Here is a 23,509-nt window from a genome sequence, read left to right as displayed (position 1 = left end):
ACAAGTTGGTGTCCAGCATGAGCCGCATTAAAAAATTCTTTCGGATTTGACAGGCATATCGTCGGTTCCGGGGAAGTCGTCCTCGGGACCGAGCGGTGGCTCTTGCGCCCATTGCGCGAGCCGCGCCGAGAGGCCAGGTTTGCGGACCGGCTCGATGACCAGGCGGTCGCCTTCACGGCTGATCAAGACCTTTTCGCCGGGGAGCTCGAACTCGACAGGAATGCGCACCGCCTGGCTGCGATTGTTGCGAAACAGCTTCGCCTCTTTCGGCGGAGTCTTGGAATGGCGGCGCTGGGGCATAGCGATGGCTCCTTTGTTTATACCATTTGTAAAATGCCAGACAGTGTCGCGATGCAATCGTCTTGCTAACGCATGGGGACTGCTGCCCAGGTGCTTCGCAAGACTCCGGGTGAAAGAAAATCCTAGCAACGGCCTGGAATGGGAACATTTTTCTCGCGATGGCGTGGTGAAGCCGCTCTGCGTGTCTCGTCGACCACCATGCCTTGCCGCTATGGTTCGGCAATAAGCGCACTGCATCGGAGTCCTGTTTTCATGAAGCGATTTTTGCTTGGCGTCGCCACATTGGCCGGCCTGTTCCTCGCATCCTCCCAAGCCTGGTCGGCCGACAAATTGCTGAACGCGTCCTATGATGTCGGCCGCGAACTGTTTGCGCAGATCAACAAGGCCTTCGTCGCAGAGCACCCCGGCGTGACCGTCGACCAGTCGCATGCCGGGACGTCGGCGCAGGCGCGTGCCATCGCCGAAGGCCTCGGCGCCGATGTCGTCACCTTCAACCAGGTCCTCGACATCGACTTCCTGGTCTCGAAGGGGCTTATCTCCGCCGACTGGCAGAAGGACTTCCCCGACAACGCCTCGCCTTTCTATTCGCTGCCGTCCTTTTTGGTGCGCGCCGGCAACCCGAAGAACATCAAGGATTGGAACGATCTCGTGCGCGACGACGTCCAGGTGATCTTCCCCAACCCGAAAACGTCGGGCAATGCGCGCTACACCTATCTCGCGGCCACCGCCTACGCCAAGGAGGCCTTCAAGGGCGACGACGCCAAGGTCAAGGAATTCGTCACCAAGCTGTTCAACAACGTGCCGATCTTCGACTCTGGCGGGCGCGCCGCCACCACCACCTTCGTGCAGCGTGAGATCGGCGACGTGCTGATCACCTTCGAGTCGGAAACGCGCGGCGTCCGCAGGGAGTATGGCGATGACAAGTTCGAGCAGGTGACGCCCTCGGTCAGCCTGCTGGCGGAGTTTCCGGTGGCGATCGTCGACACGGTCGCCGACGAGCATGGCACGCGTGACCTCGCCAAGACCTATCTCGACTTCCTCTACACGCCGCAGGGCCAGGACATCGCCGCCCGCAACGGCCTGCGGGCTCGCGACGCGGCGGTCGCCGCCAAATACAAGGCCGAGTTTCCCGATGTCCGGCTGCTGACGGTCGAAGATGTCTTCGGCGGCTGGGCCAAGGTCCAGGCCGAGCACTTTGCTGCCGGCGGACTGCTCGACCAGACCTATGGCAGCCGCTGAGCCAAGCGATCTTCGAAATTGATTGAAAGCCGGCTTTGCCGGCTTTCTTCGTTTTTCGCGCTCCGGACAGGTGATTTCCCGCAGGTTCCCAGCGCGCCGTCCAAAACGTCACGAACAATCAACGTGTTTGTGCCTACTGTGCCCTCGGACGGCTTGTTTCGCGAAACTGCATCGCGCGACAAAACGTCATGATTTGCACACAAACAACCGCCAGATGCGGGCGGTTGGGGTTTTCATGAACTGAATCGGCATGCTTACCAAAAAAGGCAAATACGGCCTCAAGGCCCTCGTGCATCTGTCAGGCTTGCCGGTCGGCCAGTTGGCGTTCGTCAACGACATTGCCGTCGCCAACAACATCCCGAAGAAATTCCTGGATGCCATTCTGGGCGAATTGCGCAATGCCGGCTTCGTCCAGAGCCGCAAGGGCAAGGAAGGCGGCTATCGCCTCGCCCGCCCGGCCTCCGAGATCAAGATCGGCCATGTCGTGCGCGTCCTCGACGGGCCGCTGGCGCCGATCCCTTGCGCCAGCCGTACCCAATATCAGCGCTGCGATGATTGCGACGAGGCGACATGCCAGGTCCGGAACATGATGCTGGAGGTGCGCCATGCGATCGCCGAGGTGCTGGACAATCGCAGCCTCGCCGCCATGCGCGACGCCGACAATGACGATTTTCCAGTCGAACTGACGTCACAGATCTGATCTGGCGTCTTGAAGCAATATCCGCGCCGGCGACCCCCTCATGAATCCGGCTCGAACAGGCTTGTGACGTCAGCGACAATGTCGGCGATCGGGCGCGTTGCATCGAGCGTCAATGCATTCTCGTCGGCTGCCGGCGTTTCGAGCGTGGCGAACTGGCTGTCGACCAGGCTTGCCGGCATGAAATGGCCCTGGCGGGAGCCGACACGCTGCTTTGCCGTCGCCGGATCGATTTCCAGGTAGAGGAACAAAATGTCCTGGCAAAAGCCGCGCAGACGCTCGCGATAACTGCGCTTGAGCGCCGAGCAGGCGGCGACGACGCCCTGCCCATCGCCGACCGGTCCTGCAATGCGCAGGCCGATCGCGTCGAGCCAGCCTTCGCGCAATGCGTCGGTCAGCGGCTCGCCGCTTGCCATGCGCGCGACGTTTTCCGGTGGATGCAGCCGGTCGCCCTCGACGAAGACAGCGCCCAGCGCCGCCGCCAGCGCTTCGCCGACCGCCGACTTGCCACAGCCGGCGACGCCCATCACCACGACGGCCGGTGCGGGCCGAATGCAATCGCTCTGCATTTGTGCTGTCTTTTCGTCCACGATGCGGGTCAGCGGCTGGCCGGCGCACGGCCGTAAAGCAGGAGCATGGCGACGATGACGACGCCATAGATGATCTGCCGCCCCGCCTCCGGCATCTGCATGACGGAAAGAATGGATTGCAAAAGCGTGATCAGGATGACGCCCGCGACCGTGCCGAGATAGGAGCCGCGGCCGCCGAGGATCGAGGTGCCACCAAGCACCACCGCAGCGATCGACGGCAGCAGATAGGCGTCGCCCATCGACTGCGCCGCCTTGGAGGCATAACCGGCCAGAAGCACGCCGCCGAAGGCGGAGAGCCCGCCGGATACGGCGAAGGCGATCAGCACCACGCGCCGCGTGTCGATGCCGGAGAGGTAGGCGGCGCGCTCGCGGTTGCCGATGCCGTAGACCGTGCGGCCGAAGCCGGTGCGGGTCAGCACGAAAACCATCGCAGCGCCGATCAGCGCCCAGATGACGACGGCATTGGGCACACCCGGAATGGCAAAGCCGGTCGCCAGATAGCGCATCGCCCGGGTCGCCGAATCCTGCGGCGAGAAGCCGCCGGTATAGACCACCATCAGCCCTTGCGCGACGGCATTGGTGGCGAGCGTGATGATCATCGAGGGAATGCGCAGATAAGCGACGCCAATGCCGTTGACGATGCCGATCGCGACGCCGCAGAAAATGCCGAACGGGATCGCCAGCGCCACGCCGAGCGGGCCGTAGGCGGCGGCCGCACAGGCCATCATCGCGCCCGTCGCCACCGACCACGGCACCGACAGGTCGATCTGGCCAAGGAGGATGACCAGCATCATGCCGGTGGCGATGACGCCGAGAAACGACGCCACCTTGAGCTGCTGCAGCAGATATTCCGGCGACAGGAAGCTGCGCGAGTAAAGGCTGCCGACAAACAGCAGCAGCACGATGCAGGCAAAGGCGGTCAGCACCGCAGGGTCGGCGCGGCGGATGAATTTCGGCATGCGGCCGGCGATGCCGGCGATGGTCGTTTCGCTCACAGGAACCACTCCAGCCGGTTGCGGACCCTGAACAGGGCGAAGGCGCCGAGGCTGACGGCGATCAGCAGGATGACGCCCTGGAACAGCGGCTGCCAGAGCGGATCGAAATCGAAGACGAAGAGCAGGTCGCCGATGGTGCGGAAGGCGAGCGCGCCAAAAATCGCGCCGATGGCGCTGCCCTTGCCGCCGAACAATGAGACGCCGCCGAGCACCACGGCGGCGATCGAGAACAGCGTATAGGCATTGCCGCTGGCATAGGCCGCCTCGCCCGTATAGGTGAAGAAGGTCAGGAACAGCCCGCCGATCGCGGCCAGCAGGCCGGCCAGCGCATAGGCGGCGAATTTTCCCCGGCGGATCGGCACGCCGGACATGTAGGCTGCCATCTCCGAAGATCCTGCGGCATAGGCCGCGCGCCCAAGCACGGAGCGGCTGAACGGCACCCAGACGACAAGCACGACGGCCAGCAGCACCATCAGGCTCGCCGGCACCACGCCGAACAGCCGCCCGGTCAGCGCGTCGGCAAGATCCTCGTTGACCGAACCGCCCGGGAACGGTCGCAGCAGCAGCGCGATGCCGAAATAGACCGCGCCGGTGGCGATGGTGGTGACGATCGGCTGCAGCCGTCCGTAGATGACGATGGCGCCGTTGATCGCCCCGCACAGCAGTCCGGTGCCGAGCACCGCGACGACACCGAACGCGGTCTCGATGCCGGTGCCGATGACCAGCCACGAGGCCAGGCAGTTGGTCAGCAGAAAGATCATGCCGACGGAAAGGTCGATGCCGGCGGTGATCACCACCAGCGTCTGCGCCATGGCGACGAAGGCAAGCAGCACGCCTTTGTTGGAAGCCGTCTGCACGACATTGGCGGTAAAGCCGGCCGGATGGTTCGAGGTGTAGATCGTGAACATCACGATGAAGATACCGAACGCCAGCAGCGTTCCGCGTTGTTCCGCAAGCCAGTAGCGCCAATCTTTCACGCGTCCGCTCCTCGGGCTGGCGTCTTCGCCATGCCTCTAACGGGCATCTCTTCGCCATGGATGTTGAGCGCGCTGGCGATCAGCGCCCGCTCGGTGATCTCGGCGCCGACCAGCTCGCGCTTGACCGCTCCGTCATAGAGCACCAGCACCCGGTCGCAGCAGCCGATCAGCTCGTCATAGTCGGTCGAGTAAAACAGGATCGCCGCGCCCTGGTCGGCAAGCTTGCGCATCAGCTGATACAGTTCCTGCTTGGTGCCGACGTCGATGCCGCGCGTCGGGTCGTTGAGCAGGATGATGCGCGGCTGCCGCATCAGCCATTTGGCGATGACGACCTTCTGCTGGTTGCCGCCGGACAGCGCGCCGACCGGGATGTCGAGGCCGGCCGTCTTGATCGCCAGCAGGGCGACCATGTCGTCGATCAGCCGCTGCTCGGCGGCACGGTCGATGATGCCGGCCCTGGATAACCGGTCGAGTGCGGCAAAGGAGAGGTTTTCGCGCACCGTCATCGGCAGCATCAGGCCTTCGGTCTTGCGGTCCTCCGGGATCAGCGCCATGCCGATCCGGTCACCGCGGGCCTTGGCCGGGCTGGCGATCGCCACCGGTTTGCCGTCGATCAGTATCTGGCCGCTGAGGCCGCGCAGCACGCCGAAGAAGGCGAGCAGCAATTCGCGCTGGCCCTGGCCGTCGAGGCCGCCGAGGCCGACGACTTCGCCCGCCCCGACCGTGAGCGAGATATTGTCCAGCCGGTCGGTCCACGACAGTTTTCGCGCCTCCAGTACCGGAGCGGTTATAGCCGGGGCGCGCACCGGCTTCGGTGGGAAAATATGGCTGTATTCGCGGCCGATCATCAGCTCGACGACTTCATTGTCGCTCTTCGAGCCCGCAACATAGCTGGCGACGTTGCGGCCGTTGCGGAACACCGTGCACTGGTCGGCCAGTTCGGCGATCTCGTTCATCCGATGCGAGATGTAGAGCAGCGCCAACCCTTCCGAGCGCAGCCGCTTCAAGACGCCAAAAATCTTGGCGACGTCGGCCGCGGTCAGCGCCGAGGTCGCCTCGTCGAGGATCAGGATGCGCGGCTTCCTGGCAAGTGCTTTGGCGATCTCGACCATCTGCCGTCTTGAAAGCGGAAGGTCCTTGACCAGCGCCAGCGGGTGGATGTCGGCGGCGCCTGCACGCGCCAGGGCTTCTTCCGCGATGCGCCGCTGCGCCTTGCGGTCGATCATGCCGAACCGTGTGGGCGGATCGGAAATGACGATGTTGTCGGCGACGCTGAGTTCGGGGACGAGCGACAATTCCTGGAAGATGCAGACGATGCCGGCCTGGTTGGCCGCGGCCGGCGACGCGAAGCTCACCTCGCTTCCGTCCAGCATCATGCGGCCTTCGTCAGGCGCGACGACGCCGGCCATGACCTTGATCAGCGTCGATTTGCCGGCGCCGTTTTCGCCGAGGATGGCGTGGATGCTGCCTGGCGTGACCGAAAGCTCGGCCTTTTCCAGCGCCCGCACACCGCCATAGCGCTTGGATATGCCCTCCATGCGGAAGAGCGGAACCGCACCGTCCATCGGCCCCTCCCAAGGCGCTTGTTCACCGGGACCGGCGCCGCGTAATATCCCGCGGCGCCGAGCGACCAGCCTACTGATTTTCCTTGCTCTGGCCCATGATTTCCTGCGCGGTGAAATTGATGCCGCAGGTCGGGAAGGAATTGCCGACGAAGAAATTGTCGGACTGGTCGGGGAAATAGTCCTCGCCCTCCTTGAAGTTCGGATCCTCGACGATCGCCAGCGGCAGCTTCACCGCCTGCGGGACGACCTGGCCTTCGAGCGCGGCGATCGCCGTCTTGATGGCGACCGCCACCTGGGCGGGTCCGGTTCCGGCCGACGAGCATTTCAGCCCTTCTGAGGCGAATTTGGCGCAGAATTTGCGAAAGCCATTCTCCGTTTCGCCGCCGAACGGCACGAACGGATGCTTGGCGTCGATCATCGCCTGAACGATGCCGGTGTCGCCACCCTGCCCGGTGACGCCGTCGAAGGGACCGTTGGTGGCGATCGCGTCGGCCGTAGCCTTTTGCGCGACGCCATCGTCCCATTTGCCGACGACTTCGGTGACCTCCCACTTCTTGCCTGAAGCGTCGAGGGCCTCATGGATGCCGTTGTGGCGGTCGGTGTCGACCGACGTGCCGGCAACGCCCCGCACCTCGAGGAGCTTGCCGCCATTGGGGATATGCTTGATCAGCCAGTTGGCCCACAATTCGCCAAGGCCTTTCTGGTCGACATTGACGTTGATGGCGTCCTTGGTGTCGAGGATGTTGTCGAAGGCGACCAGCACGACGCCGGCTTGCTTGGCGCGCTTGATGACCGGACCGAACGCCGTCGGATTTTGCGCGTTGACGACGATCGCGTCATAGCCGGAATCGATGAAATTGTTGATCGCCGAAATCTGCGCCGGCACGTCTTCGCCGGTCGAGACGACTTTGAATTCCTTGAGCTTGGCCGCGACCTCCGGCTGCGCCGCATAGGCTTTTGCCGTCTGCACCATCTGGATGCGCCAGGTGTTGGCGATATAGCCATTGGCGAGCGCGATGCGGTACGGGCCTTCCTTCTTGGGGAACTTGAAGAACTGCGTGTCGGCGGCCCATGGCGCGAAGCATTCCGGCTCGGCGGATGGGCCTGCGACGATTTCCGGTTCGGCGAGCGCCGACGAACTCAGCATGACGAATGCAGTGGCGGCGACGACGCCACCTACGAGTGACTTGATCATCGATATTCCTCCCAGTTGCAGTTTCTGATTGTTCTTACGCGTCTCGCGTGCCTGGCTCGGCACCTCCTGCCTTGCCGTCGCGCTTTCAGGATGGCCGAATGCCAACCCGATCTCCTCCCTCGTGGCTCAGTAAACCGGAATAAAAACTATCATATTATACATAATAAACAAGCATCAGCTGTCGCTTATATATAATAAACAGACTTTCGCTGTTTCGCGAGCTTTCGCCTGGATATAACTGGTAGCGCTACCATGACGTAGAGTAAAGCGGCATTTGGCGATGCCTGCAAGCGCTTTCAGCGGGCAGTGCTCTCACGGCGCTTGAGTTCGAAGCCAAGGTCTACGACCGGTTGTTGCGGCCGCTTGCCTGCAATCGCCGCGAGCGCCATGGCGACCGACAGCCGGCCGATCTCGTAGCGAGGCGTCCGGACGCTGGTGACCGAGGGGAAAGCCACTTCCATCATGTCGAGATCGTTGAAGCCTGTGATGCCGATCGTCTTCGGCACGGCGATCGAGGCGCGGTGGCACTCGAACAGCGCGCCGAGCGCGATGTCGTCATTGTTGCAGAAAATCCCGTCCAGCGTCGGCATCTTGGCCAGCGCGTCGCGAAACAATTCGCGCCCGAGCGTCACGCTGGACGGCACCGGCGTGGTGGTGACAAGCCGCGAGTTGAACAGGCCGGCCGCCTCCATCGCCGCGCGATAGCCGGCCAGACGCCGCTGCGAGCGCGGGTCCATGCGCGCGCCGATGAAGCCGATGCAGCGATAGCCCATTTCGATCATGTGCTCAGTCGCCGCCCTGCCGCCATCGAAATGCGAGAAGCCGACCATCATGTCGACCGGATCGGGGCCGGTCTCCATGACCTGCACCACCGGGCAGCCGGCCGTCTCGAGCAGTCTTCGCGAAACTGGCGTCTGGTCGATGCCCGCCACGATCAGCGCCGCCGGGCGCTGCGGGCCGAACACCTGCAGCAGCCGTTCCTCCTCGAGGCCGGAATAATGGGTGTTGCCGAGCTGGATGCGGTAGGAGCTGTCGGACAGGCTGTCATAGATGCCGCGCAGCACTTCGGCAAAGACGCTGTTGGTGAGCGACGGCACCAGCACGCCAAAGACCTCGGCGCGCGCCGAAGCCAATGCTCGCGCATTCGGATCGGGCAGATAGCCGAGCTCATCGACAGCAGCCAGGATCTGGCGGCGCAGATCCTCCGAAACGCGCTCCGGCTCGCGCAAGGCACGGGAGACGGTAATGGCGCCGACGCCGGCCTTGCGCGCGACATCGGCGATCGTCGGACGGCCGCCGCCACGGCGCGAGCGCGGTTTGGTCATAGCCTGGTGCCGAACGCGGCGCCCTCGCCGAAGCGCGACCGCGAAATGCTGTTCAGCGTCTTTGCCACTGTCGCCATGCCAATCCGACTTTGCCGCACCCGACTTGCCACACCCGTCTGGCGTCGCGCAGCCTTACCCCATTGTCAAGCGAACCGGGCAGGACGCTACCCGAACTCGGGTAGCGCCACTGTTTGAATTTCGGCTGTGGGTGGTGAGCGGGCGTCTTGTCGTCCACCGTGCTCAGTCTTCTACGCCGTGCGTCGTCCGCTGCGCCAGTTCGTGGCATAGGGCAACGCGAACAGATAGAGACCGCTGAGCATGAGCAAGCCGAGCGGGATCAGCGGCATGAGATATACCCAATAGGCCGGCTCGACACCTACGCCCAAGGTGATGAAGATCGCAGCGACGACCGCCGTAAAAATGATCGACAGCCAGCGGTGGAATTGCCGGATCCACGTGTTCCAGTTCATTTGGGACCTCCTCTGAAGACGAGCCGCACGACCCGCTTGGCGGCTTTTTTGCTACCTTGTTTCGTTGACAGACGTCTTGTTGGGCATTGCGTTTCGCCCGCAGATGCCTATGGCGCCGGCACGCCTATTCTATTCGCGCCAGGACCTGCTCCAGCTTCGCAAAGAACCGCTGCCATCCGTGTTGGGCGCCCTGATAGTACTGCTGCTGATCCGGCCGGAAGCCCAACTGCTCCATGCGCAGATGGGTCCCCGTGCTCGTACGGGTGAGCGTCCACGTGACGACACTTCTGAGATCCTTGGTATCCCACGTGTAAGACAGCGTCTTGTTGGGCTCGACTGCCTGGACCTGACAGTCGACCGTCCCCCAGTCCGCGCTCAGATTGAAACGGTGCCCCTCGTCTGGCTTGAAATCGTTCTTCATCAGCCACTCCTCGATCAAATCTGATTGGGTGAGCGCGCGCCATATCTTTTCCGGCGGAAAAGCAACCTCCCGTTCAACAATGACGGCGCGCGTTTCGGTCTCGGTATTGGTCATTGGTCCATCCTTTTGAGCAGATCTTCGAGGTTGTCGAACCGGCTTTGCCAGAACCCAGCCATTTGGTTTGTCCAGTCGATCAGCGGCGCCAGGGCGCCGAACTCCGCGCTATAGTGCGTGTTGCGGCCTTCGTGGCGATCGCGCACCAACCCGGCCTGCTTCAGCACCCCAAGATGCTTTGACACGGCCGGTTGCGAGACCCCGGCCCGAGCGGTCAGGGCCGCGACGGTTTGGTCTCCATCGCGACACAGCCGCTCGAAGATGGCCCGTCGCGTCCGATCGGCAAGCGTTTTGAAGAGGATCTCGTGGGGCTGTGACATGGCGATCGATAACTCTCTGGCTATCGGAAACCAATAACCGCCGAGATATGTGTACGTCAAGCAGGAACCTGGACCGGGCTCCGCGTCAGGGGGCCTACCCCATGTCGCTGCCATCGCTCTGGCCAGCGGGTCAGTGCTCAGGCCATCGCCGCGGCGCTGCGCCGCGCCTTCCACAACAGCAGCACCATGGCCGCTATGTTCAGCAGGTTCCAGGCGATGCCGTTGAGGAACGCGGCGGCGTAGGAGCCGGTCAGATCGTAGATCCAGCCCGACATCCAGCCGCCGATTGCCATGCCGAAGATAGTTGCCATGATTACGATGCCGACGCGCTGGCCGGCCTCTTTGGCGGGCATGTATTCGCGCACGATGATGGCATAGCAAGGCACGATGCCGCCCTGCGACAGGCCGAAGACCAGCGAGACGACGTAAAGCGACGCGAGCCCGTCGAAGGGGATGTAGAACAACAGCGACAGGGCTTGCAGTACCGAGCCGATCAGCAGGGTTTTCACGCCGCCGATGCGATCGGCAAGGAAGCCGGACGCCAGCCGGCTGACGACGCCCGCCGCCATCATGATCGACAGCATGTCGGCGCCTCGCGCCACGCCGTAGCCGAGATCCATGCAATAGGCGACGATATGGACTTGCGGCATCGACATCGCCACGCAGCAGCCAAGTCCGGCGACGACGAGCAACACCTGCAGCGCTGCCGGTGACAGCGTGATCGGCTGGACCGGCCGGCTGCCGGGTGAACCGGGAGCGGCGGCATGTGGTGCGCCGCGCCTGAGCAGCATGATCAACGGCAGCATGGTGGCGAGGCAGACGACACCGATTGCGGCATAGGTGAAGCGCCAGCCCTCGCTCTGTATGATGTAGGGCATTGCCAACGGCCAGATCACCCCGGCGAGATAGCTGCCGGCGGCGGCAGCCGTCACCGCGACGCCACGGCGGCGGTTGAACCAGTGCGAGATGTCGGCGATCAGCGGCCCGAAAATCGCCGACGTGCCGACGCCGATCAAAAGTCCCTGGACAAGGGTGAACTGCAGGATCGAAGTGGTCAGCGACGCCAGCAGGAACCCGGTACCGAGCGTCACCGAGGCAATGAGCGCCGGTATCCAGTAGCCGATGCGGTCGATGGCGCGGCCGACCAGCACATTGCCGACGGCGAAACCGGCCATGGTCGCGGTATAGGGCATCGAAGCGGCGGCGCGATCGACGCCGAATTCGGCCTGCATGGCGGGCAGCACCACGACCACCGCCCACATGCCGACACCGCCGATCGTCGCCAGCAGCATCGAGATGCCGAGCCGCAGCCAGGCATAGGCGCTGTCTATGCCGGAGCTGCTCGGCCGGCTGGAGGCGGTTGTGGTCAAGGCGTTTCCTGTCCGCGGTGCGCAAGTCGACGGGTTCGACACCACTATCGGCACATTGGCGGCGCCGTGCAGCGCCACATCGCCCAATTGCGTGGCTCCAGGGATTTTGAGCTGCAGTGGAACGGTGGCCGCCGTCCCGGAGTTTTTCATCAAACTTGCCAATGGGCCAATAGAAGGGAGAAGGAGCTTGTCATGACCGCGAAAAGGAAATGGTCGGCCGAGGTCACCGAGCACAGTGATGCGCTGGACCTCGAGGAACACATCTTCGAATCCCACGACCCCAAGAAGATCGCAGCCTCGCTGAAGCGATCGGCCGAGCACAGCGACCGGCGCAAGGCCGAGCCGTTCCAGTCCGCCATGTCGATGCTGAATTTCTACATCAACCGCGCCGGCACGAACCTGCCGGCCAAGCAGAAGAAAGTGCTGGAGGACGCCAAGGACGAACTGCGCGCCGCGTTTGGCCGCCCGAGAGAACACTGAGCAAGGAGCGAAGCGACGCGGCGCAGACCCTGGGAGCCATTCCGTGACAGCCGCCGAAGAATGCAACGGCTCAGAATAAAAGCGCTCTGTAGCGATCCTTCGCGCCCCCCTCTGTCCTGCCCTCTTTGCCAAGACTCGACATCTCCCCCACTTGGGGCAGATCGGCAGCTTCGCGGACAGCGTCCGCAAGGTTGGTGATTGGCGAAATCAGTGATGAAGCCAATCTCCCTCCTTGTGGGGGAGATGTCCGGCAGGACAGAGGGGGGCGCTGTCCCTCCGCGATCAAAGGTCCTGCACCGCAGCAGTGCTCCAAGGTAACGGCATGGATCCTGGGGTCTGCGCGGCGTCGCTTCGCTCCTTGCTTCGCCCCAGGATGACGAAGGCATGGGACCCTGCGGCTAATCTCAAATCTTGAAGATTGGCGGCTGTGGCCCGGCGGCGATCGCGAACGGGGAGATTGCGAACGGCGAAATTGCGGGCGGTGGAGAAAGAAGATGAAGCGCTGCAGTGGTCCCGCGCTATATCAGCGCGACTTGATGACGCTATCTGTATTGGCCAACAGCTTGCGCACCGCGTTGCGTGCCGCATCCGGCCGCTGCAGGCGGATGTTCCTTTCGATCGCCTCGTGCAGCTTCTGCGCGTGCTGCAGATCGTCCAGTTCCCGCGTCGTATAGGCGAACAGATGATCGAACGCCGATTCGATCAGCACGCCGAGCGGCACCAGGAGGTCGTTACCGGAGGCGCGCAGGATCGCCAGGTGAAACCGCGTGTCGGCGCGGGTGCGCTCCTGCAGCGTCGCCGCCGCGCCCATCTCCCGGCAGGCCCGGCTGATCTCGGCCATCTGCTCGTCTGTGCGCCGCATCGCGGCAAAGGCGGTCGCTTCCGGCTCGATGATGTGGCGGAACTCCTGCACCGTTTTCAGGAACACCTCGCGGTCGGGCGAGGTCGCGTACCAGGCCAGCACGTCGCGATCGAGCAGGTTCCAGCGCTCTTTCGGCTCGACCCAGCTGCCGATCTTTGGACGCGACGCCAAAAGGCTCTTGGCCATCAGCATTTTTATCGCTTCGCGCACCGCCGAGCGGCTGACGTCGAAAGTCTCGGACCATTTGGCCTCGTTGGGCAGGATGGTTCCCGGCGGATAGTCGCCGCGCACGATCCTGAGACCGATTTCGTTGGCCAGCGACGCATGCACGCTCGCCCCAGGCATGCGCGCCGTATCGGCACGGCGAACGGCAGCCGGGCGCTCGGCCGACGCCGCCCTGGCCGGTGTTTTTCGCTTATTCGGCTTGCCGTCCCGCATGCGTTCACAAAGTCCGGATTGCGAAAGCTGTCAAGCACCGGACAAGCCTCGGGCGGCAAAGCCTGCTTCTGTGCAAAGATCAGCCGGGATGCATCGGCCTCGTCATGCCGTCTTGACGTATTTCCGCCAGCTGTGTTCCGGGCGGAAGCCGAGGATATCCCGCGCCTTGCGGTTCGAAAGCAGCGTCTCGTATTCGCCGAGCTCGCCCTTGACCGGCACGCCGGGATAGAACCGCTTCAAGAGTTCGGCCGTCGGCAGGTCGGACGAGGTGTCGTCATTGGCGGCGTTGAACACCTGATAGCCGAGCCCGTCCTTCTCGATGGCGCGCAGGGTGATCTGGCCGAGGTCGCGCGCGTCGATATAGCTCCAGGCGATCCGCTTGCGGAAACCTGGATCGGCGAACCATTTCGGGAACAGCGAATATTCATGCGGCTCGATGACGTTGCCGATGCGCAAGGCGTAGATGTCGATGCCGCCGCGCAGCGCGAAGGCGCGCGCCGTCTTCTCGTTGACGATCTTCGACAGCGCATAACTGTCCATTGGATCGACGTCATAGTCCTCGTCGAGCGGGAAATGTGTCGGGTCGCGCGTCTCGTTGGCGAAAACGAGCCCATAGGTCGTCTCGCTGGAGGCGATCACCACCTTGCGGATTCCGAGCTTCACCGCCGCCTCGATGACATTGTAGGTGCCGAGCGCGTTGATGCGGAACACCTCGTTGTCGGGCGTGATCATGATGCGCGGGATCGCAGCGAAGTGCACCACGGCATCGACGGGCTGCGCGCGCAGCGACGGGTCGAATTCATGCAGGCCCATATAGCTCGACAGCGCATTGAACACCTGCCCGCTGTCGGTGATGTCGGTGATCAAGGTGCGCACCTTGGGATTGTCGAGCGGCTTGGTGTCGATGTTGAGCACCTGGCAGCCCTGCTCGACCAGATACTGCACGACATGACGCCCAGCCTTGCCGCTGCCGCCGGTGAACATGATCCGCTTCGTCATTTTGCTCTCCACATTCCCTGGAATTCAGGTGTATTGTCAGACAATATCGAACTCTGCAATCGTCCGCCAACCGCTTTTGGTAAAACCCGCTTCAACAATTCGCCTGCCGAAGTGCGGCGCCGTCATCGAGACCGCAACAGGGATTACACGACATGAACACCACCGCCGCGAGCGAAAAGATCGGCTTCATCGGCCTTGGCCTGATGGGACACGGGATCGCCAAGAACATCGTCGACAAGGGCTATTCCCTGACGTTTCTCGGCCGCAAGAACCGCGCACCGGCGCAAGACATGCTCGACCGCGGTGCGAAGGAAGCCGCAACCTCGCGCGACGTGGCAGCGGCATCCGATATCGTCTTCATCTGCGTCACCGGCTCACGCGAGGTCGAGGCCATCATCCGCGGGCCGGGCGGCCTCAAGGAGGGCCTGAACAAGGGTTCGGTGATCGTCGATTGCTCGACCTCCGACCCGACCTCGACGGTGGCGCTTGCCGCCGAACTCAAGGCGATCGGCGTCGACTATGTCGATGCCCCGCTCAGCCGCACGCCGAAGGAGGCCTGGGAAGGCACGCTGGACGCCATGGTCGGTGCATCCGACGCGGTCTTTGCCCGGCTGAAGCCAGTGCTCGACACCTGGGCCGGACGTATCGTCCATATCGGTGACACCGGCGACGGCCACCGTATGAAGCTGCTCAACAATTTCATCTCGCTGGGCTATGCGGCGATCTATTCCGAGGCGCTGGCGCTGGCCGAAAAGGTCGGCATCTCGCCGCCGCGCTTCGACAGCGTCATCCGCAACGGCCGCATGGATTGCGGCTTCTACCAGACTTTTATGCGCTGGACGCTTGAAGGCGACCGTGACGCGCACAAATTCACCATCGCCAACGCCTTCAAGGACCTCACGTATCTCGAATCGATGGCCGGTGCCGCCGGCATCGCCAACCCGCTCGGCAATGCCACCAAGAACGCCTTCGCCGGCGCATTCGCCGCTGGGCCCGCCGATCAGTATGTGCCGATGCTGGCGACGCATATCGGCAAGGTCAACGGCGTCGATTTGACGCCGACGAAGGATGGGAAGAAACAGACGATTTAAGGCGATCGGCTCGCTGTATCTGATCAAAGTTGGCGCTGCCCCTCATCCGGCTACCGCCACCTTCTCCCCGTGAAAACGGGGAGAAGGGACAAGCTCCAGCGCTGGCGTCCCCCCTCTCCCCGTTCTTCACGGGGAGAGGGTAAGGGTGAGGGGCAGCGCCGACTCTGCGGTATAAATCACCGCCGCGACCGCCCGATAACCTCGTCATTATTGGTGAGCAGCCTGTGCACGGCACTCCTTGCAGCCGCCGGACGCCGGAGACGGAGTTCTTCTCGATTGCCTCATGCAGCGCCTGCGCCCGAGCCTGGTCGCTGGTTTCGCGCGTGACGATGGCGGCAACCTGCACCCATATCAGTCGTCGACAATGACGATGCAGACTACCTCTTTTTGAGGAATTTCCCGAACGCCGTCTCACTGTCATCGTTCGAGGAGAAGGTGCGGGAATAAACAAGAATTTTGAGGCGACCCATGACGCGAGAGCGTGAACCTACGCTTGACGATCTCCTGAGCGAGCCGATCATCCTGACGATCATGGCAATCTACGGTCATACTGCAGATGACATCCGACATCTAATACACCAAGTGGGCGCTCGGAAAACGCCATCAATGCTTCAGAAGCCCTCTTCGATGGCTCACGCGCCCCAGCGGATTTCCAGTCCCGCCTTGACGGCCACTTGATGGCGGATCGGTTGGTGACAGTGGCTTTTCCACGGGACGTCGTTGAGAACCGCGATCCGTGTCAATCGGCGTTTAGGCGTGACATCCGCCGACAGCAGATCGCCCAGGAAACGCAAACAGGTCAGGTTTCTCTATCCCAGACCCAGTCCGCCGGCAGCCAGCGAAAGCCATCGCCCTCCTTCACGACATGGCCAACGCCCGGGAACGGATAGTGGTAGCCGTTGAAACTTTGCTGGGGTCGGATTGTGCGAGGTTCAGACTTCCCTAGTCTCAAAGAGCATTAGCTCCACTCCGCCATCTGCAAAATTGCCAAGATCAGCCGCAGTGGCCCGACCCTCGGAGGACGCTAAGGCCGCTTGAATATCCGCAACGGAATCGAAGTAGAGCGTAGCAATAAGATGATAGCCTGAGGCCCCACCCGGCGAATGGACGCCGCCATCGCTGATTTCGTATTTCCTCAAGCCGGGAATGGCTTTGGCCAGAGGAATGTGGGTCGAAACATAGTAACGGTCGAAGGCGGCCACGTCTTTCGGAGTCTTGTAGAGTGCGACAAGTCTGGCCATGCTCCCCCTTTCAACCGACACTCACCGCCAGCTTTGGGCAAAAGGATACTCCTCAGCAAGAGTGCTGGCAAATGGGTTCGTTCCTCGCTCTGAGGAGGTCAACGAAGCATATGGGTTTCAGGCCCGACGTGAGTCTTCCAGGTCGCCGCTCCCTGGCCGTTCAGAGCGATTGCGTTTGACCTTACCGCCGCGACCGCCCGATAACCTCGTCGGTGTTGGCGAGCAGTCGGTGCACCGCGGTGCGGGCTGCCGCCGGCCGCCGAAGGCGGATGTTCTTCTCGATCGCCTCATGCAGCGCCTGCGCCCGAGGCTGGTCGCTGGTTTCGCGCGTGACGAAAACGAAGAGATGATCGAGCGCCGATTCGATCAGCACGCCCAGCGGCACCAGCAGGTCGTTGCCCGAGGCGCGCAGGATAGCCAGGTGAAAACGCGTGTCGGCGCGGGTGCGCTCCGGCAATGTCGCCGCCTCGCCCATCTCCCGGCAGGCCTGGCTGATCTCGGCCATCTGCTCGTCGCTGCGCCGGATCGCCGCAAAAGCGCTGGCTTCCGGCTCGATGATGTGACGGAATTCCTGGACAGTGCGCAGGAACATTTCGCGATCGGGCGCTGTCGCATACCAGGCGAGCACGTCGCGATCGAGCAGGTTCCAGCGCTCTTTCGGCTCGACCCAGCTGCCGATCTTGGGGCGTGAGGCCAGCAGGCTCTTGGCCATCAGCATTTTTATCGCTTCGCGCACCGCCGAGCGGCTGACGTCGAAAGTCTCGGACCATTTGGCCTCGTTGGGAAGGATGGTTCCCGGCGGATAGTCGCCGCGCACGATCCTGAGGCCGATCTCGTTGGCCAGCGACGCATGCACGCTCGATCCGGGGATCAGCGCCGCGTCGGTCCGGCGGGCGCCGGCCGGGCGGGCGACCGGCGCCTTGACCTTGGCCCGTGCCTTGACCTTGGCCCGTGCCTTGACCGTAGCCCGTCCCTTGACCGTGATAAGTCGCTTTTTCGATCTGGCGTCCGACATCCATGTTCCCCGGCACAGGCTGAACTCAAGGCGCGGCAAAGCAGGAGCGGTTCGCCCCAGCCACGTCACCTCGTAGATTTTCGTGAACCGGCGTGACGGGGCGCCCGTCGAGCGGACGCCCCGAAAATGCGAACCTACTTCTGGATGCAGGTATCGACCGTATCCTTGGTGCACTCGTCGAGACCGGTGAAGACCGGATCGGCAACGGGCTTGCCTTCGACAAGGTCGATCATCACCGAGGGCGCCTTGTAGCCCATCTCGAACGGTCGCTGGCCGACCAATGCGGTCACCAGGCCCTCCTTGGCAATGGCCACTTCCTCACCGATCGTATCGGCGGCGCCGATGACGAACTCGTTCTTGGCGATCTTGTCGGCCATCGGCTTGAACAGGTCGCGATAGGGCTGCGGCGCACCGAACAGCGGCCAGCCGCCCATGATGCCGAAGGCGTCGAGATCGGGATTTGCGGCGAGGATATCGGTCATCGCCTGCACGCCCTTGGCACCGTCGTCATTGGTGAACACCGGGCAGCCGGCGACCTCGGTCCAGCCGCCCTCGCCGGCGAGCGCCGGGAGATCCTTCTGGCCTGTAAGCGCGTCACGCATGCCCTGGGCGCGGCGCAGGATGTTGTCGGCCGCGGGATTGCCCTGGATGGTGCAGATCTTGCCACCGTCGGGCTTGGCCTTCTTGATGTACTCGCCGATCTTGTAGCCCATCAGGTAGTTGTCGGTGCCGAGATAGGTCTTGCGCAGCGCCGCATCTTCCTTGCTGAGATCGGCGTCGAGCGTCATGATCGGGATCGACGGATTGGCGCTCTTGATCGTCTGCGCGATCAGCGGTGCGTTGGACGGCGAAATCGCCATCGCCACCGTGTCCGGCTTGCTCAGCATGTCCTGGACGATCTGGGCTTCGCCGGCTTCGTCCGAGGTCGATGCCGGACCGGTGTAGAAGCACTCATACTCCGAGTCGGCGTTTTCCTTGTTCCATTTCTGGCAACCCTGGTTGATGGCCTCGAAGAACGGATTGTCGAGCCCCTTGACCACGATGACGAGCTGTTTCTTGGCCAAAGCCGGCCCGGCGCCCAGCGCCAGCATGGCGACGGCAGCGAGCAATAGTGACTTCCTCATTTCAGTCCTCCCTTGAAACAGACGGACACGGCGTGCCCGCCACACAGACCAGCCCGGATGCGCGATGACAGAGGTTCGTTTCGCGAGCGCTCGTGTCGTCAAGCCGGGCCGATAAGAATTTCCAGATGCGGTTGCAGACCAGCGCGATAGGGACGCTGCCAGATCCTCGACCGATAAACCTCCGCCTGCTCAGCCCCGGCGAGCCGGGGCAGGAGATCGGCATAATCTCCTCCGACGCCTAGCTAATATCGGCTTGCGACGGACGTCAATTGCTATTTGTCCTACAAAACGGATTTTTCGAAAGAAGCCGCTGTTGACGGCAAGGGGGCATATGCGTAAATGGGCGAAAGCGCGGTTCCCGGGAGGAGCTGGGAAGAGCGAGGCCGCGGCAGGACCGCAGGCCGAAAGCACGGAGGAAGCAGACTGGTGCCGGTTCTCGAACTCGCCAACATCTCAAAACATTTCGGCGCCATCCAGGCCGTCAACGACGTTTCGCTGTCGATCGAGGCCGGACAGGTGGTCGGGCTGATGGGCGACAACGGCGCCGGCAAGTCGACGCTGGTCAAGATGATCGCCGGCAACTTCCGCCCAAGCCTTGGCACGATGCAGATGGACGGCAAGGAGCTGATCCTGCACAAGCCGGTGGAGGCGCGCCAGCACGGCATCGAGATCGTCCATCAGGATCTGGCGTTGTGCAACAATCTGACGGCCGCCGCCAATGTCTATCTCGGCCGCGAGCTGCGCCGCGGCGTCGGGCCGTTTCGCATCCTCGACTACGCCGCCATGTACAAGCGCGCCGGCCAGATCTTTGCCGTGCTGAAATCCGAAACCCGCCCGCGCGATCTGGTCAAGCAGATGTCGGGCGGCCAGCGCCAGGCGGTGGCGATCGCCCGCACCATGCTTTCGCAGGCCAAGATCGTGCTGATGGACGAGCCGACGGCGGCGATCTCGGTCCGGCAGGTCGCCGAGGTGCTGAACCTGATCCGCCATTTGCGCGACCAGGGCATTGCCGTCGTGCTGATCAGCCACCGCATGCCCGACGTCTTTGACGTTGCCGACCGCGTCATCGTCATGCGGCGCGGCCGCAAGGTCGCCGACAAGACGATCGCGTCGAGTTCGCCCGAGGAAGTCACCGGGCTCATCACCGGCGCCATCGAACAGGTTTGATGCCAGCCGGTTTCACCACGCAAGCAGATAAAGGTCGACGATGGCAGTAACTCTTGACCAGACGATCGCGCAGAAACAGCACACTTTGCTGACCAGGGTGTTTGCCAGCCAGACCTTCTGGGTGGTGATCGCGGTCATCCTCGCCTGCCTGTTCCTGTCCGTCGCCACCGATTCCTTCGCCACGACGAAGAACCTCTACAACATCACCCGCAACATCACCTTCGTCGCCATCGTCGCGCTCGGAATGACCTTCGTCATCATCACCGGCGGCATCGACCTGTCGGTCGGCTCGGTACTTTGCCTGTGTTCGATGGTGCTGGCGGTGACCATGCATGCCGGCTACGGCATCGAGATCGGCATTGCCGCTGCGATCGCGACGGCGCTGATCATCGGCGCCTTCAACGGCATCCTGATCGCCTATCTCGGGTTTCCGCCCTTCGTGGTGACGCTCGGCATGCTGTCGATCGCGCGCAGCCTCGCCATGGTCGCCTCCAACAACACCGTCGTCTTCCAGTTCGGGCCCGACCACCACAAGCTTCTGGCGCTGGGCGGCGGCGCCTTTGTGTTCGGCATCGCCAATCCGGTGCTCTACATGATCGTGCTGGCGCTGATCACCGGCTTCGTCCTGCGCTGGACGAAATTCGGCCGGCACATCTTCGCCATCGGCGGCAACGAGCATGCGGCGACGCTGACCGGCGTTCCGGTGCGCCAGATCAAGGTCGCGGTCTACATGATCTCGGCGCTGGCGGCAGGCCTTGCCGGCATCATCCAGACCGGCTGGCTGGGCGCCGTCACCACCAATCTCGGCAACGGCATGGAGCTTCAGGTCATCGCCGCCACCGTCATCGGCGGCGCCAACCTGGCCGGCGGCATGGGCACGGCCTTTGGCGCCGTCGTCGGCGCGGCGCTGATCGAAGTGATCCGCAACAGCCTTGGCCTGCTCGGCATCAACGCCTTCTGGCAGGGGGTGTTCATCGGCGGCGCCATTCTGATGGCGGTCCTGTTCGACCGGCTCCGCAATTTCCGGCGCAACGAATAGGCCGCGGTCACGCGCGCAATTCGTTGTCGTTGCTATCGCTCAGTCTGAAAATCGGCCGGCGCGCCGCGTGGCGTGCGCCAGGCGCGCACATGCGCCTTGACGCGGACCCGGACTGAGCAGCACTATCCCGATTGCAGGCGAAGGGAGGCCAGTCGCCTGCGGGAGGATATACCCATGACGGAAGCGATCAGGCTCTACTGGGGCCGGTTCGGACATGTTTCTGTCCTGAACGTCGCCAGCGACTTCGTCACCCATGCCCATGTCGAGGCGCATATCATCATCTGGCTGGAAGGCACGGCCGGCGAGATGACCATCGGCCGCGAGACGGTGCGGCTTGGGCCCGGCACCGCCGCCGGCATCAATTCCTTCCAGCCGCACAGCCACGCTTTGTCCCGCGACGGCCGGCCCGGGCTGTTCCTCGCCTTCTACATCGATCCGGACTGGGCGCGCCGGCGCCGCGACCTGCCGTCGACCGCGCCGCTGTTTTCGGCACCGGCGATCACGCTGGAGCCGTGGCTGCACAAGGCGGCAGCCAATCTTCTCGACCATCTCAGCGACAATGAGAGCATCGACGACATCGCCAATTACGAGATCGAGCGCTTCATCGACAGTGTGCTCGACGCCGCCGACGCCTCGGCGCCACAAGTGGCGCGCGCCCGCGTCCACAGCGTGCAGGATTTTCGTGTCCGCAAGGCGATCCAGCTGATGAAGGCCAATGTCTGCGAACGCATCTGCTTCGACGAGGTGGCGCGCAGCGTCGGCCTGTCGCGGCCGCATTTCTTCGCGCTGTTCAAGGAGCAGACCAATCTGACGCCCAATGTCTACTGGAACACGCTGCGCATGGAGGAAGCGGTGCGGCAGTTGCAGTGGTCGCAGGAACCGCTGATCTCGGTCGCCTGCAATCTCGGCTTCACCACGCAGGGCAATTTCTCGCGCTTCTTCCGCGACCATGTCGGCGTTCCCCCGACACTCTATCGCGAGGCGGCGCGGGCCATTTCCTGAGCCATTTTCAGACTGCCCGTATTTCAGACTGCCCGTTTTTTTTCAGGCTGCCGTTTTTTCAGATTGCCGGTTTTTTTCAGACTTATTGATAGGCGCTTAAGACGCATTGATAAGTGCTGCCGGGCTTGCCGCCCTACCCTCGCGACACAGCTATTGCAAGGGAATGATCATATGGCGAAAGTCACCGTCTCCAGCGTCATCGACGCACCGGTCGAAAAGGTCTGGGCGCGCATACGCGATTTCAATGGGCTGCCGAGCTGGCACCCTCGCATGGTCGAGAGCCATATCGAGGACGGCAAGGACACCAGCGCAATCGGCTGCGTGCGCAATTTCCAGCTCGCCAGCGGCGCTCGCATCCGCGAGAAGCTGCTCGACTTCTCAGACGACAATTTCCTCGTCAGCTACTCCATCCTGGAGACGCCGCAACCGCTGACCAACCACAAGGCGACGCTGCAGCTGCGCCGGGTGACCGATGGCAACCGCACCTATGCCGAATGGACCGCAAGCTTCGACGCGGCTCCCGAGGAAGCTGACAAATTGGCCGAAGGCATGGGCGCTAACGTCTTCCAGGGCGGCTTTAACGCCCTTAAGACCCATTTCGCCGGCCAGGGTTGAGCTGAATGGGCTCACAAAAAGGATAGTTCCATGGCGCTTGCACTGCAGACTTTCTCGACGGTCAAGGACGCCAGTGCGGCGCTGAAAGCCGCCGGCACCCGCTATCTCGGCGGCGGCACGCTGGTCGTGCGCGCCGCCAATGAAGGCGACGTTTCGGTCTCCGGCCTCATCAGGTCGACCGAACCGGCGCTGTCGGCCATCACTGTTTCCGGCAGGGAGGTCCGCACCGGCGCTTCGGTGACCATGGCGGCGATCGCCCGTCACCCGGATCTGTCTTCCCTTGCCCGCGCGGCGCGCGCCGTCGGCGGCCCGGCGATCCGCAACATGGCGACCATCGGCGGCAATCTCTTTGCCCCGGCGCCCTATGGCGATTTCACCGTCGCGCTGCTGGCACTGGGCGCAACCGTCGGCACCGATGACGGCGAGGTGCCGATCGAAACCTTCCTGGCAAAACGCGAAGACAATCACGCCATCGTCACTTCGGTCGGCTTCAGCTTGCCACTGGAAGGCGGCTTTCGCTTCCTGAAAATATCGAGGGTCAAGCCGAAGGGCGTCTCGGTGCTGAGCATCGCCGCCGTGCTGGAACGAGCGCCGGACGGAACCGTGTCATCGGCGCACATCGCGCTTGGCTGCCTGGCCGACCGGCCGATGCGCGCCAAGGCGGCGGAGAAGGCGCTGCTCGGCAGGAAACTCACCAGCGACGGCATCGCGCCGGCGCTGGCCGTCGCGAACGACGGCACCTCGCCGATTACCGATCCGATCGCCAGTGCCTGGTATCGCAACGAAGTCCTGCCGGTCCATCTCGGCCGGCTTTTGCTCGCCTGAAAGCCGATGGCGCGCATCTCCGCCTGGCTGCGG

At 63.2% G+C, this 23,509-nt stretch carries 25 protein-coding genes; 9 read left to right on the top strand and 16 right to left on the bottom strand.

What is annotated here, in order from left to right; translation table 11 throughout:
- Nucleotides 1-27 precede the first annotated feature (27 nt).
- On the bottom strand, nucleotides 28-300 hold the full coding sequence (locus AC0L2M_RS23555) for an antitoxin (protein ID WP_473536080.1): 273 nt from the start codon (nucleotides 298-300) through the stop codon (nucleotides 28-30).
- Between the two features lie 252 nt (nucleotides 301-552).
- On the opposite strand from AC0L2M_RS23555, the gene AC0L2M_RS23550 reads away from it, so the two are divergent.
- Together AC0L2M_RS23550 and AC0L2M_RS23545 are read left to right on the top strand one after the other, a co-directional pair.
- The gene (locus tag AC0L2M_RS23550; RefSeq protein ID WP_473536053.1) at nucleotides 553-1,539 is read left to right on the top strand and encodes a sulfate ABC transporter substrate-binding protein; all 987 of its coding nucleotides are present in this window, start codon (nucleotides 553-555) and stop codon (nucleotides 1,537-1,539) included.
- A gap of 250 nt (nucleotides 1,540-1,789) precedes the next feature.
- Nucleotides 1,790-2,239: an RrF2 family transcriptional regulator gene (locus tag AC0L2M_RS23545; protein ID WP_027154320.1), complete on the top strand. Its 450-nt coding sequence runs from the start codon at nucleotides 1,790-1,792 to the stop codon at nucleotides 2,237-2,239.
- Between the two features lie 38 nt (nucleotides 2,240-2,277).
- On the opposite strand, the gene AC0L2M_RS23540 is transcribed toward AC0L2M_RS23545, so the two are convergent.
- The 10 genes from AC0L2M_RS23540 to AC0L2M_RS23495 form a co-directional block, all read right to left on the bottom strand.
- Complete coding sequence (locus tag AC0L2M_RS23540; protein ID WP_473536051.1) at nucleotides 2,278-2,805, bottom strand: gluconokinase; 528 nt, start codon at nucleotides 2,803-2,805, stop codon at nucleotides 2,278-2,280.
- A 29-nt stretch (nucleotides 2,806-2,834) separates the two neighbouring features.
- On the bottom strand, nucleotides 2,835-3,821 hold the full coding sequence (locus tag AC0L2M_RS23535; protein ID WP_023798663.1) for an ABC transporter permease: 987 nt from the start codon (nucleotides 3,819-3,821) through the stop codon (nucleotides 2,835-2,837).
- On the bottom strand, nucleotides 3,818-4,798 hold the full coding sequence (locus tag AC0L2M_RS23530) for an ABC transporter permease (RefSeq protein WP_473536049.1): 981 nt from the start codon (nucleotides 4,796-4,798) through the stop codon (nucleotides 3,818-3,820). Before AC0L2M_RS23530 ends, AC0L2M_RS23535 begins: the two co-directional genes overlap by 4 nt.
- On the bottom strand, nucleotides 4,795-6,363 hold the full coding sequence (locus tag AC0L2M_RS23525) for a sugar ABC transporter ATP-binding protein (RefSeq protein ID WP_287249950.1): 1,569 nt from the start codon (nucleotides 6,361-6,363) through the stop codon (nucleotides 4,795-4,797). The genes AC0L2M_RS23530 and AC0L2M_RS23525 overlap by 4 nt, the downstream gene beginning before the upstream one ends.
- Before the next feature lie 70 nt (nucleotides 6,364-6,433).
- Nucleotides 6,434-7,558 (bottom strand): sugar ABC transporter substrate-binding protein, encoded by a 1,125-nt coding sequence (locus AC0L2M_RS23520; RefSeq protein ID WP_027154324.1) that lies wholly within the window; start codon nucleotides 7,556-7,558, stop codon nucleotides 6,434-6,436.
- A gap of 296 nt (nucleotides 7,559-7,854) precedes the next feature.
- Nucleotides 7,855-8,883, bottom strand: coding sequence for an HTH-type transcriptional regulator GntR (gene gntR / locus AC0L2M_RS23515; RefSeq protein WP_473536047.1), 1,029 nt, complete (start codon nucleotides 8,881-8,883; stop codon nucleotides 7,855-7,857).
- A 248-nt stretch (nucleotides 8,884-9,131) separates the two neighbouring features.
- Complete coding sequence (locus tag AC0L2M_RS23510; RefSeq protein WP_023798658.1) at nucleotides 9,132-9,353, bottom strand: hypothetical protein; 222 nt, start codon at nucleotides 9,351-9,353, stop codon at nucleotides 9,132-9,134.
- A gap of 124 nt (nucleotides 9,354-9,477) precedes the next feature.
- A complete protein-coding gene (locus AC0L2M_RS23505) occupies nucleotides 9,478-9,888 on the bottom strand; it encodes an SRPBCC family protein (protein ID WP_473536045.1) in 411 nt (136 codons plus the stop codon).
- Nucleotides 9,885-10,208, bottom strand: a complete 324-nt coding sequence (locus AC0L2M_RS23500; RefSeq protein ID WP_473536079.1) for an ArsR/SmtB family transcription factor — start codon at nucleotides 10,206-10,208, stop codon at nucleotides 9,885-9,887. The genes AC0L2M_RS23505 and AC0L2M_RS23500 overlap by 4 nt, the downstream gene beginning before the upstream one ends.
- Nucleotides 10,209-10,345: 137 nt before the next feature.
- Nucleotides 10,346-11,578, bottom strand: a complete 1,233-nt coding sequence (locus tag AC0L2M_RS23495) for an MFS transporter (protein WP_473536078.1) — start codon at nucleotides 11,576-11,578, stop codon at nucleotides 10,346-10,348.
- Between the two features lie 192 nt (nucleotides 11,579-11,770).
- Between AC0L2M_RS23495 and AC0L2M_RS23490 the strand changes: the two genes are divergently transcribed.
- The gene (locus AC0L2M_RS23490; protein WP_091600302.1) at nucleotides 11,771-12,058 is read left to right on the top strand and encodes a DUF3175 domain-containing protein; all 288 of its coding nucleotides are present in this window, start codon (nucleotides 11,771-11,773) and stop codon (nucleotides 12,056-12,058) included.
- Nucleotides 12,059-12,581: 523 nt separating this feature from the next.
- On the opposite strand, the gene AC0L2M_RS23485 is transcribed toward AC0L2M_RS23490, so the two are convergent.
- Nucleotides 12,582-13,358 (bottom strand): FadR/GntR family transcriptional regulator, encoded by a 777-nt coding sequence (locus AC0L2M_RS23485; RefSeq protein ID WP_287052673.1) that lies wholly within the window; start codon nucleotides 13,356-13,358, stop codon nucleotides 12,582-12,584.
- 102 nt (nucleotides 13,359-13,460) lie between these two features.
- Nucleotides 13,461-14,357, bottom strand: a complete 897-nt coding sequence (locus tag AC0L2M_RS23480; RefSeq protein ID WP_473536043.1) for an NAD-dependent epimerase/dehydratase family protein — start codon at nucleotides 14,355-14,357, stop codon at nucleotides 13,461-13,463.
- A 152-nt stretch (nucleotides 14,358-14,509) separates the two neighbouring features.
- Between AC0L2M_RS23480 and AC0L2M_RS23475 the strand changes: the two genes are divergently transcribed.
- Nucleotides 14,510-15,448 (top strand): NAD(P)-dependent oxidoreductase, encoded by a 939-nt coding sequence (locus AC0L2M_RS23475; RefSeq protein ID WP_023798651.1) that lies wholly within the window; start codon nucleotides 14,510-14,512, stop codon nucleotides 15,446-15,448.
- Nucleotides 15,449-16,380: 932 nt separating this feature from the next.
- Here the strand turns inward: AC0L2M_RS23475 and AC0L2M_RS23470 are convergent.
- From AC0L2M_RS23470 to AC0L2M_RS23460, 3 genes are all read right to left on the bottom strand, one after another.
- Nucleotides 16,381-16,689: an EthD family reductase gene (locus AC0L2M_RS23470; protein WP_473536041.1), complete on the bottom strand. Its 309-nt coding sequence runs from the start codon at nucleotides 16,687-16,689 to the stop codon at nucleotides 16,381-16,383.
- 181 nt (nucleotides 16,690-16,870) lie between these two features.
- Nucleotides 16,871-17,704, bottom strand: a complete 834-nt coding sequence (locus tag AC0L2M_RS23465) for a FadR/GntR family transcriptional regulator (protein ID WP_128175102.1) — start codon at nucleotides 17,702-17,704, stop codon at nucleotides 16,871-16,873.
- A gap of 134 nt (nucleotides 17,705-17,838) precedes the next feature.
- The gene (locus AC0L2M_RS23460) at nucleotides 17,839-18,828 is read right to left on the bottom strand and encodes a sugar-binding protein (protein ID WP_473493725.1); all 990 of its coding nucleotides are present in this window, start codon (nucleotides 18,826-18,828) and stop codon (nucleotides 17,839-17,841) included.
- Nucleotides 18,829-19,254: 426 nt separating this feature from the next.
- Between AC0L2M_RS23460 and AC0L2M_RS23455 the strand changes: the two genes are divergently transcribed.
- The 5 genes from AC0L2M_RS23455 to AC0L2M_RS23435 all read left to right on the top strand — a co-directional run bounded on the left by AC0L2M_RS23455 (nucleotide 19,255) and on the right by AC0L2M_RS23435 (nucleotide 23,476).
- The gene (locus AC0L2M_RS23455; protein ID WP_473536039.1) at nucleotides 19,255-19,995 is read left to right on the top strand and encodes an ATP-binding cassette domain-containing protein; all 741 of its coding nucleotides are present in this window, start codon (nucleotides 19,255-19,257) and stop codon (nucleotides 19,993-19,995) included.
- Between the two features lie 40 nt (nucleotides 19,996-20,035).
- Entirely contained in the window at nucleotides 20,036-21,034 is a 999-nt protein-coding gene (locus AC0L2M_RS23450; protein WP_473536037.1) for an ABC transporter permease, read from the top strand.
- Nucleotides 21,035-21,208: 174 nt separating this feature from the next.
- Nucleotides 21,209-22,036, top strand: coding sequence for an AraC family transcriptional regulator (locus tag AC0L2M_RS23445; protein WP_287121277.1), 828 nt, complete (start codon nucleotides 21,209-21,211; stop codon nucleotides 22,034-22,036).
- 171 nt (nucleotides 22,037-22,207) lie between these two features.
- Nucleotides 22,208-22,651 (top strand): SRPBCC family protein, encoded by a 444-nt coding sequence (locus tag AC0L2M_RS23440; protein ID WP_473536035.1) that lies wholly within the window; start codon nucleotides 22,208-22,210, stop codon nucleotides 22,649-22,651.
- Between the two features lie 30 nt (nucleotides 22,652-22,681).
- Nucleotides 22,682-23,476: an FAD binding domain-containing protein gene (locus AC0L2M_RS23435; protein WP_473536034.1), complete on the top strand. Its 795-nt coding sequence runs from the start codon at nucleotides 22,682-22,684 to the stop codon at nucleotides 23,474-23,476.
- Nucleotides 23,477-23,509: the final 33 nt, after the last annotated feature.

The organism is Mesorhizobium sp. WSM4806 (genome assembly GCF_055811635.1).
This window is presented reverse-complemented; position numbering and strand designations above follow the sequence as displayed.

Excerpts from the sequence above, each read along its gene's own strand:
- AC0L2M_RS23555 (WP_473536080.1), bottom strand. The coding sequence starts at position 300 with ATGCCCCAGCGCCGCCATTCCAAGACTCCGCCGAAAGAGGCGAAGCTG.
- AC0L2M_RS23550 (WP_473536053.1), top strand. The coding sequence starts at position 553 with ATGAAGCGATTTTTGCTTGGCGTCGCCACATTGGCCGGCCTGTTCCTC.
- AC0L2M_RS23545 (WP_027154320.1), top strand. The coding sequence starts at position 1,790 with ATGCTTACCAAAAAAGGCAAATACGGCCTCAAGGCCCTCGTGCATCTG.
- AC0L2M_RS23540 (WP_473536051.1), bottom strand. The coding sequence starts at position 2,805 with ATGCAGAGCGATTGCATTCGGCCCGCACCGGCCGTCGTGGTGATGGGC.
- AC0L2M_RS23525 (WP_287249950.1), bottom strand. The coding sequence starts at position 6,363 with ATGGACGGTGCGGTTCCGCTCTTCCGCATGGAGGGCATATCCAAGCGC.
- AC0L2M_RS23520 (WP_027154324.1), bottom strand. The coding sequence starts at position 7,558 with ATGATCAAGTCACTCGTAGGTGGCGTCGTCGCCGCCACTGCATTCGTC.
- gntR (WP_473536047.1), bottom strand. The coding sequence starts at position 8,883 with ATGACCAAACCGCGCTCGCGCCGTGGCGGCGGCCGTCCGACGATCGCC.
- AC0L2M_RS23510 (WP_023798658.1), bottom strand. The coding sequence starts at position 9,353 with ATGAACTGGAACACGTGGATCCGGCAATTCCACCGCTGGCTGTCGATC.
- AC0L2M_RS23505 (WP_473536045.1), bottom strand. The coding sequence starts at position 9,888 with ATGACCAATACCGAGACCGAAACGCGCGCCGTCATTGTTGAACGGGAG.
- AC0L2M_RS23500 (WP_473536079.1), bottom strand. The coding sequence starts at position 10,208 with ATGTCACAGCCCCACGAGATCCTCTTCAAAACGCTTGCCGATCGGACG.
- AC0L2M_RS23490 (WP_091600302.1), top strand. The coding sequence starts at position 11,771 with ATGACCGCGAAAAGGAAATGGTCGGCCGAGGTCACCGAGCACAGTGAT.
- AC0L2M_RS23485 (WP_287052673.1), bottom strand. The coding sequence starts at position 13,358 with ATGCGGGACGGCAAGCCGAATAAGCGAAAAACACCGGCCAGGGCGGCG.
- AC0L2M_RS23480 (WP_473536043.1), bottom strand. The coding sequence starts at position 14,357 with ATGACGAAGCGGATCATGTTCACCGGCGGCAGCGGCAAGGCTGGGCGT.
- AC0L2M_RS23475 (WP_023798651.1), top strand. The coding sequence starts at position 14,510 with ATGAACACCACCGCCGCGAGCGAAAAGATCGGCTTCATCGGCCTTGGC.
- AC0L2M_RS23470 (WP_473536041.1), bottom strand. The coding sequence starts at position 16,689 with ATGGCCAGACTTGTCGCACTCTACAAGACTCCGAAAGACGTGGCCGCC.
- AC0L2M_RS23465 (WP_128175102.1), bottom strand. The coding sequence starts at position 17,704 with ATGTCGGACGCCAGATCGAAAAAGCGACTTATCACGGTCAAGGGACGG.
- AC0L2M_RS23460 (WP_473493725.1), bottom strand. The coding sequence starts at position 18,828 with ATGAGGAAGTCACTATTGCTCGCTGCCGTCGCCATGCTGGCGCTGGGC.
- AC0L2M_RS23450 (WP_473536037.1), top strand. The coding sequence starts at position 20,036 with ATGGCAGTAACTCTTGACCAGACGATCGCGCAGAAACAGCACACTTTG.
- AC0L2M_RS23445 (WP_287121277.1), top strand. The coding sequence starts at position 21,209 with ATGACGGAAGCGATCAGGCTCTACTGGGGCCGGTTCGGACATGTTTCT.
- AC0L2M_RS23440 (WP_473536035.1), top strand. The coding sequence starts at position 22,208 with ATGGCGAAAGTCACCGTCTCCAGCGTCATCGACGCACCGGTCGAAAAG.
- AC0L2M_RS23435 (WP_473536034.1), top strand. The coding sequence starts at position 22,682 with ATGGCGCTTGCACTGCAGACTTTCTCGACGGTCAAGGACGCCAGTGCG.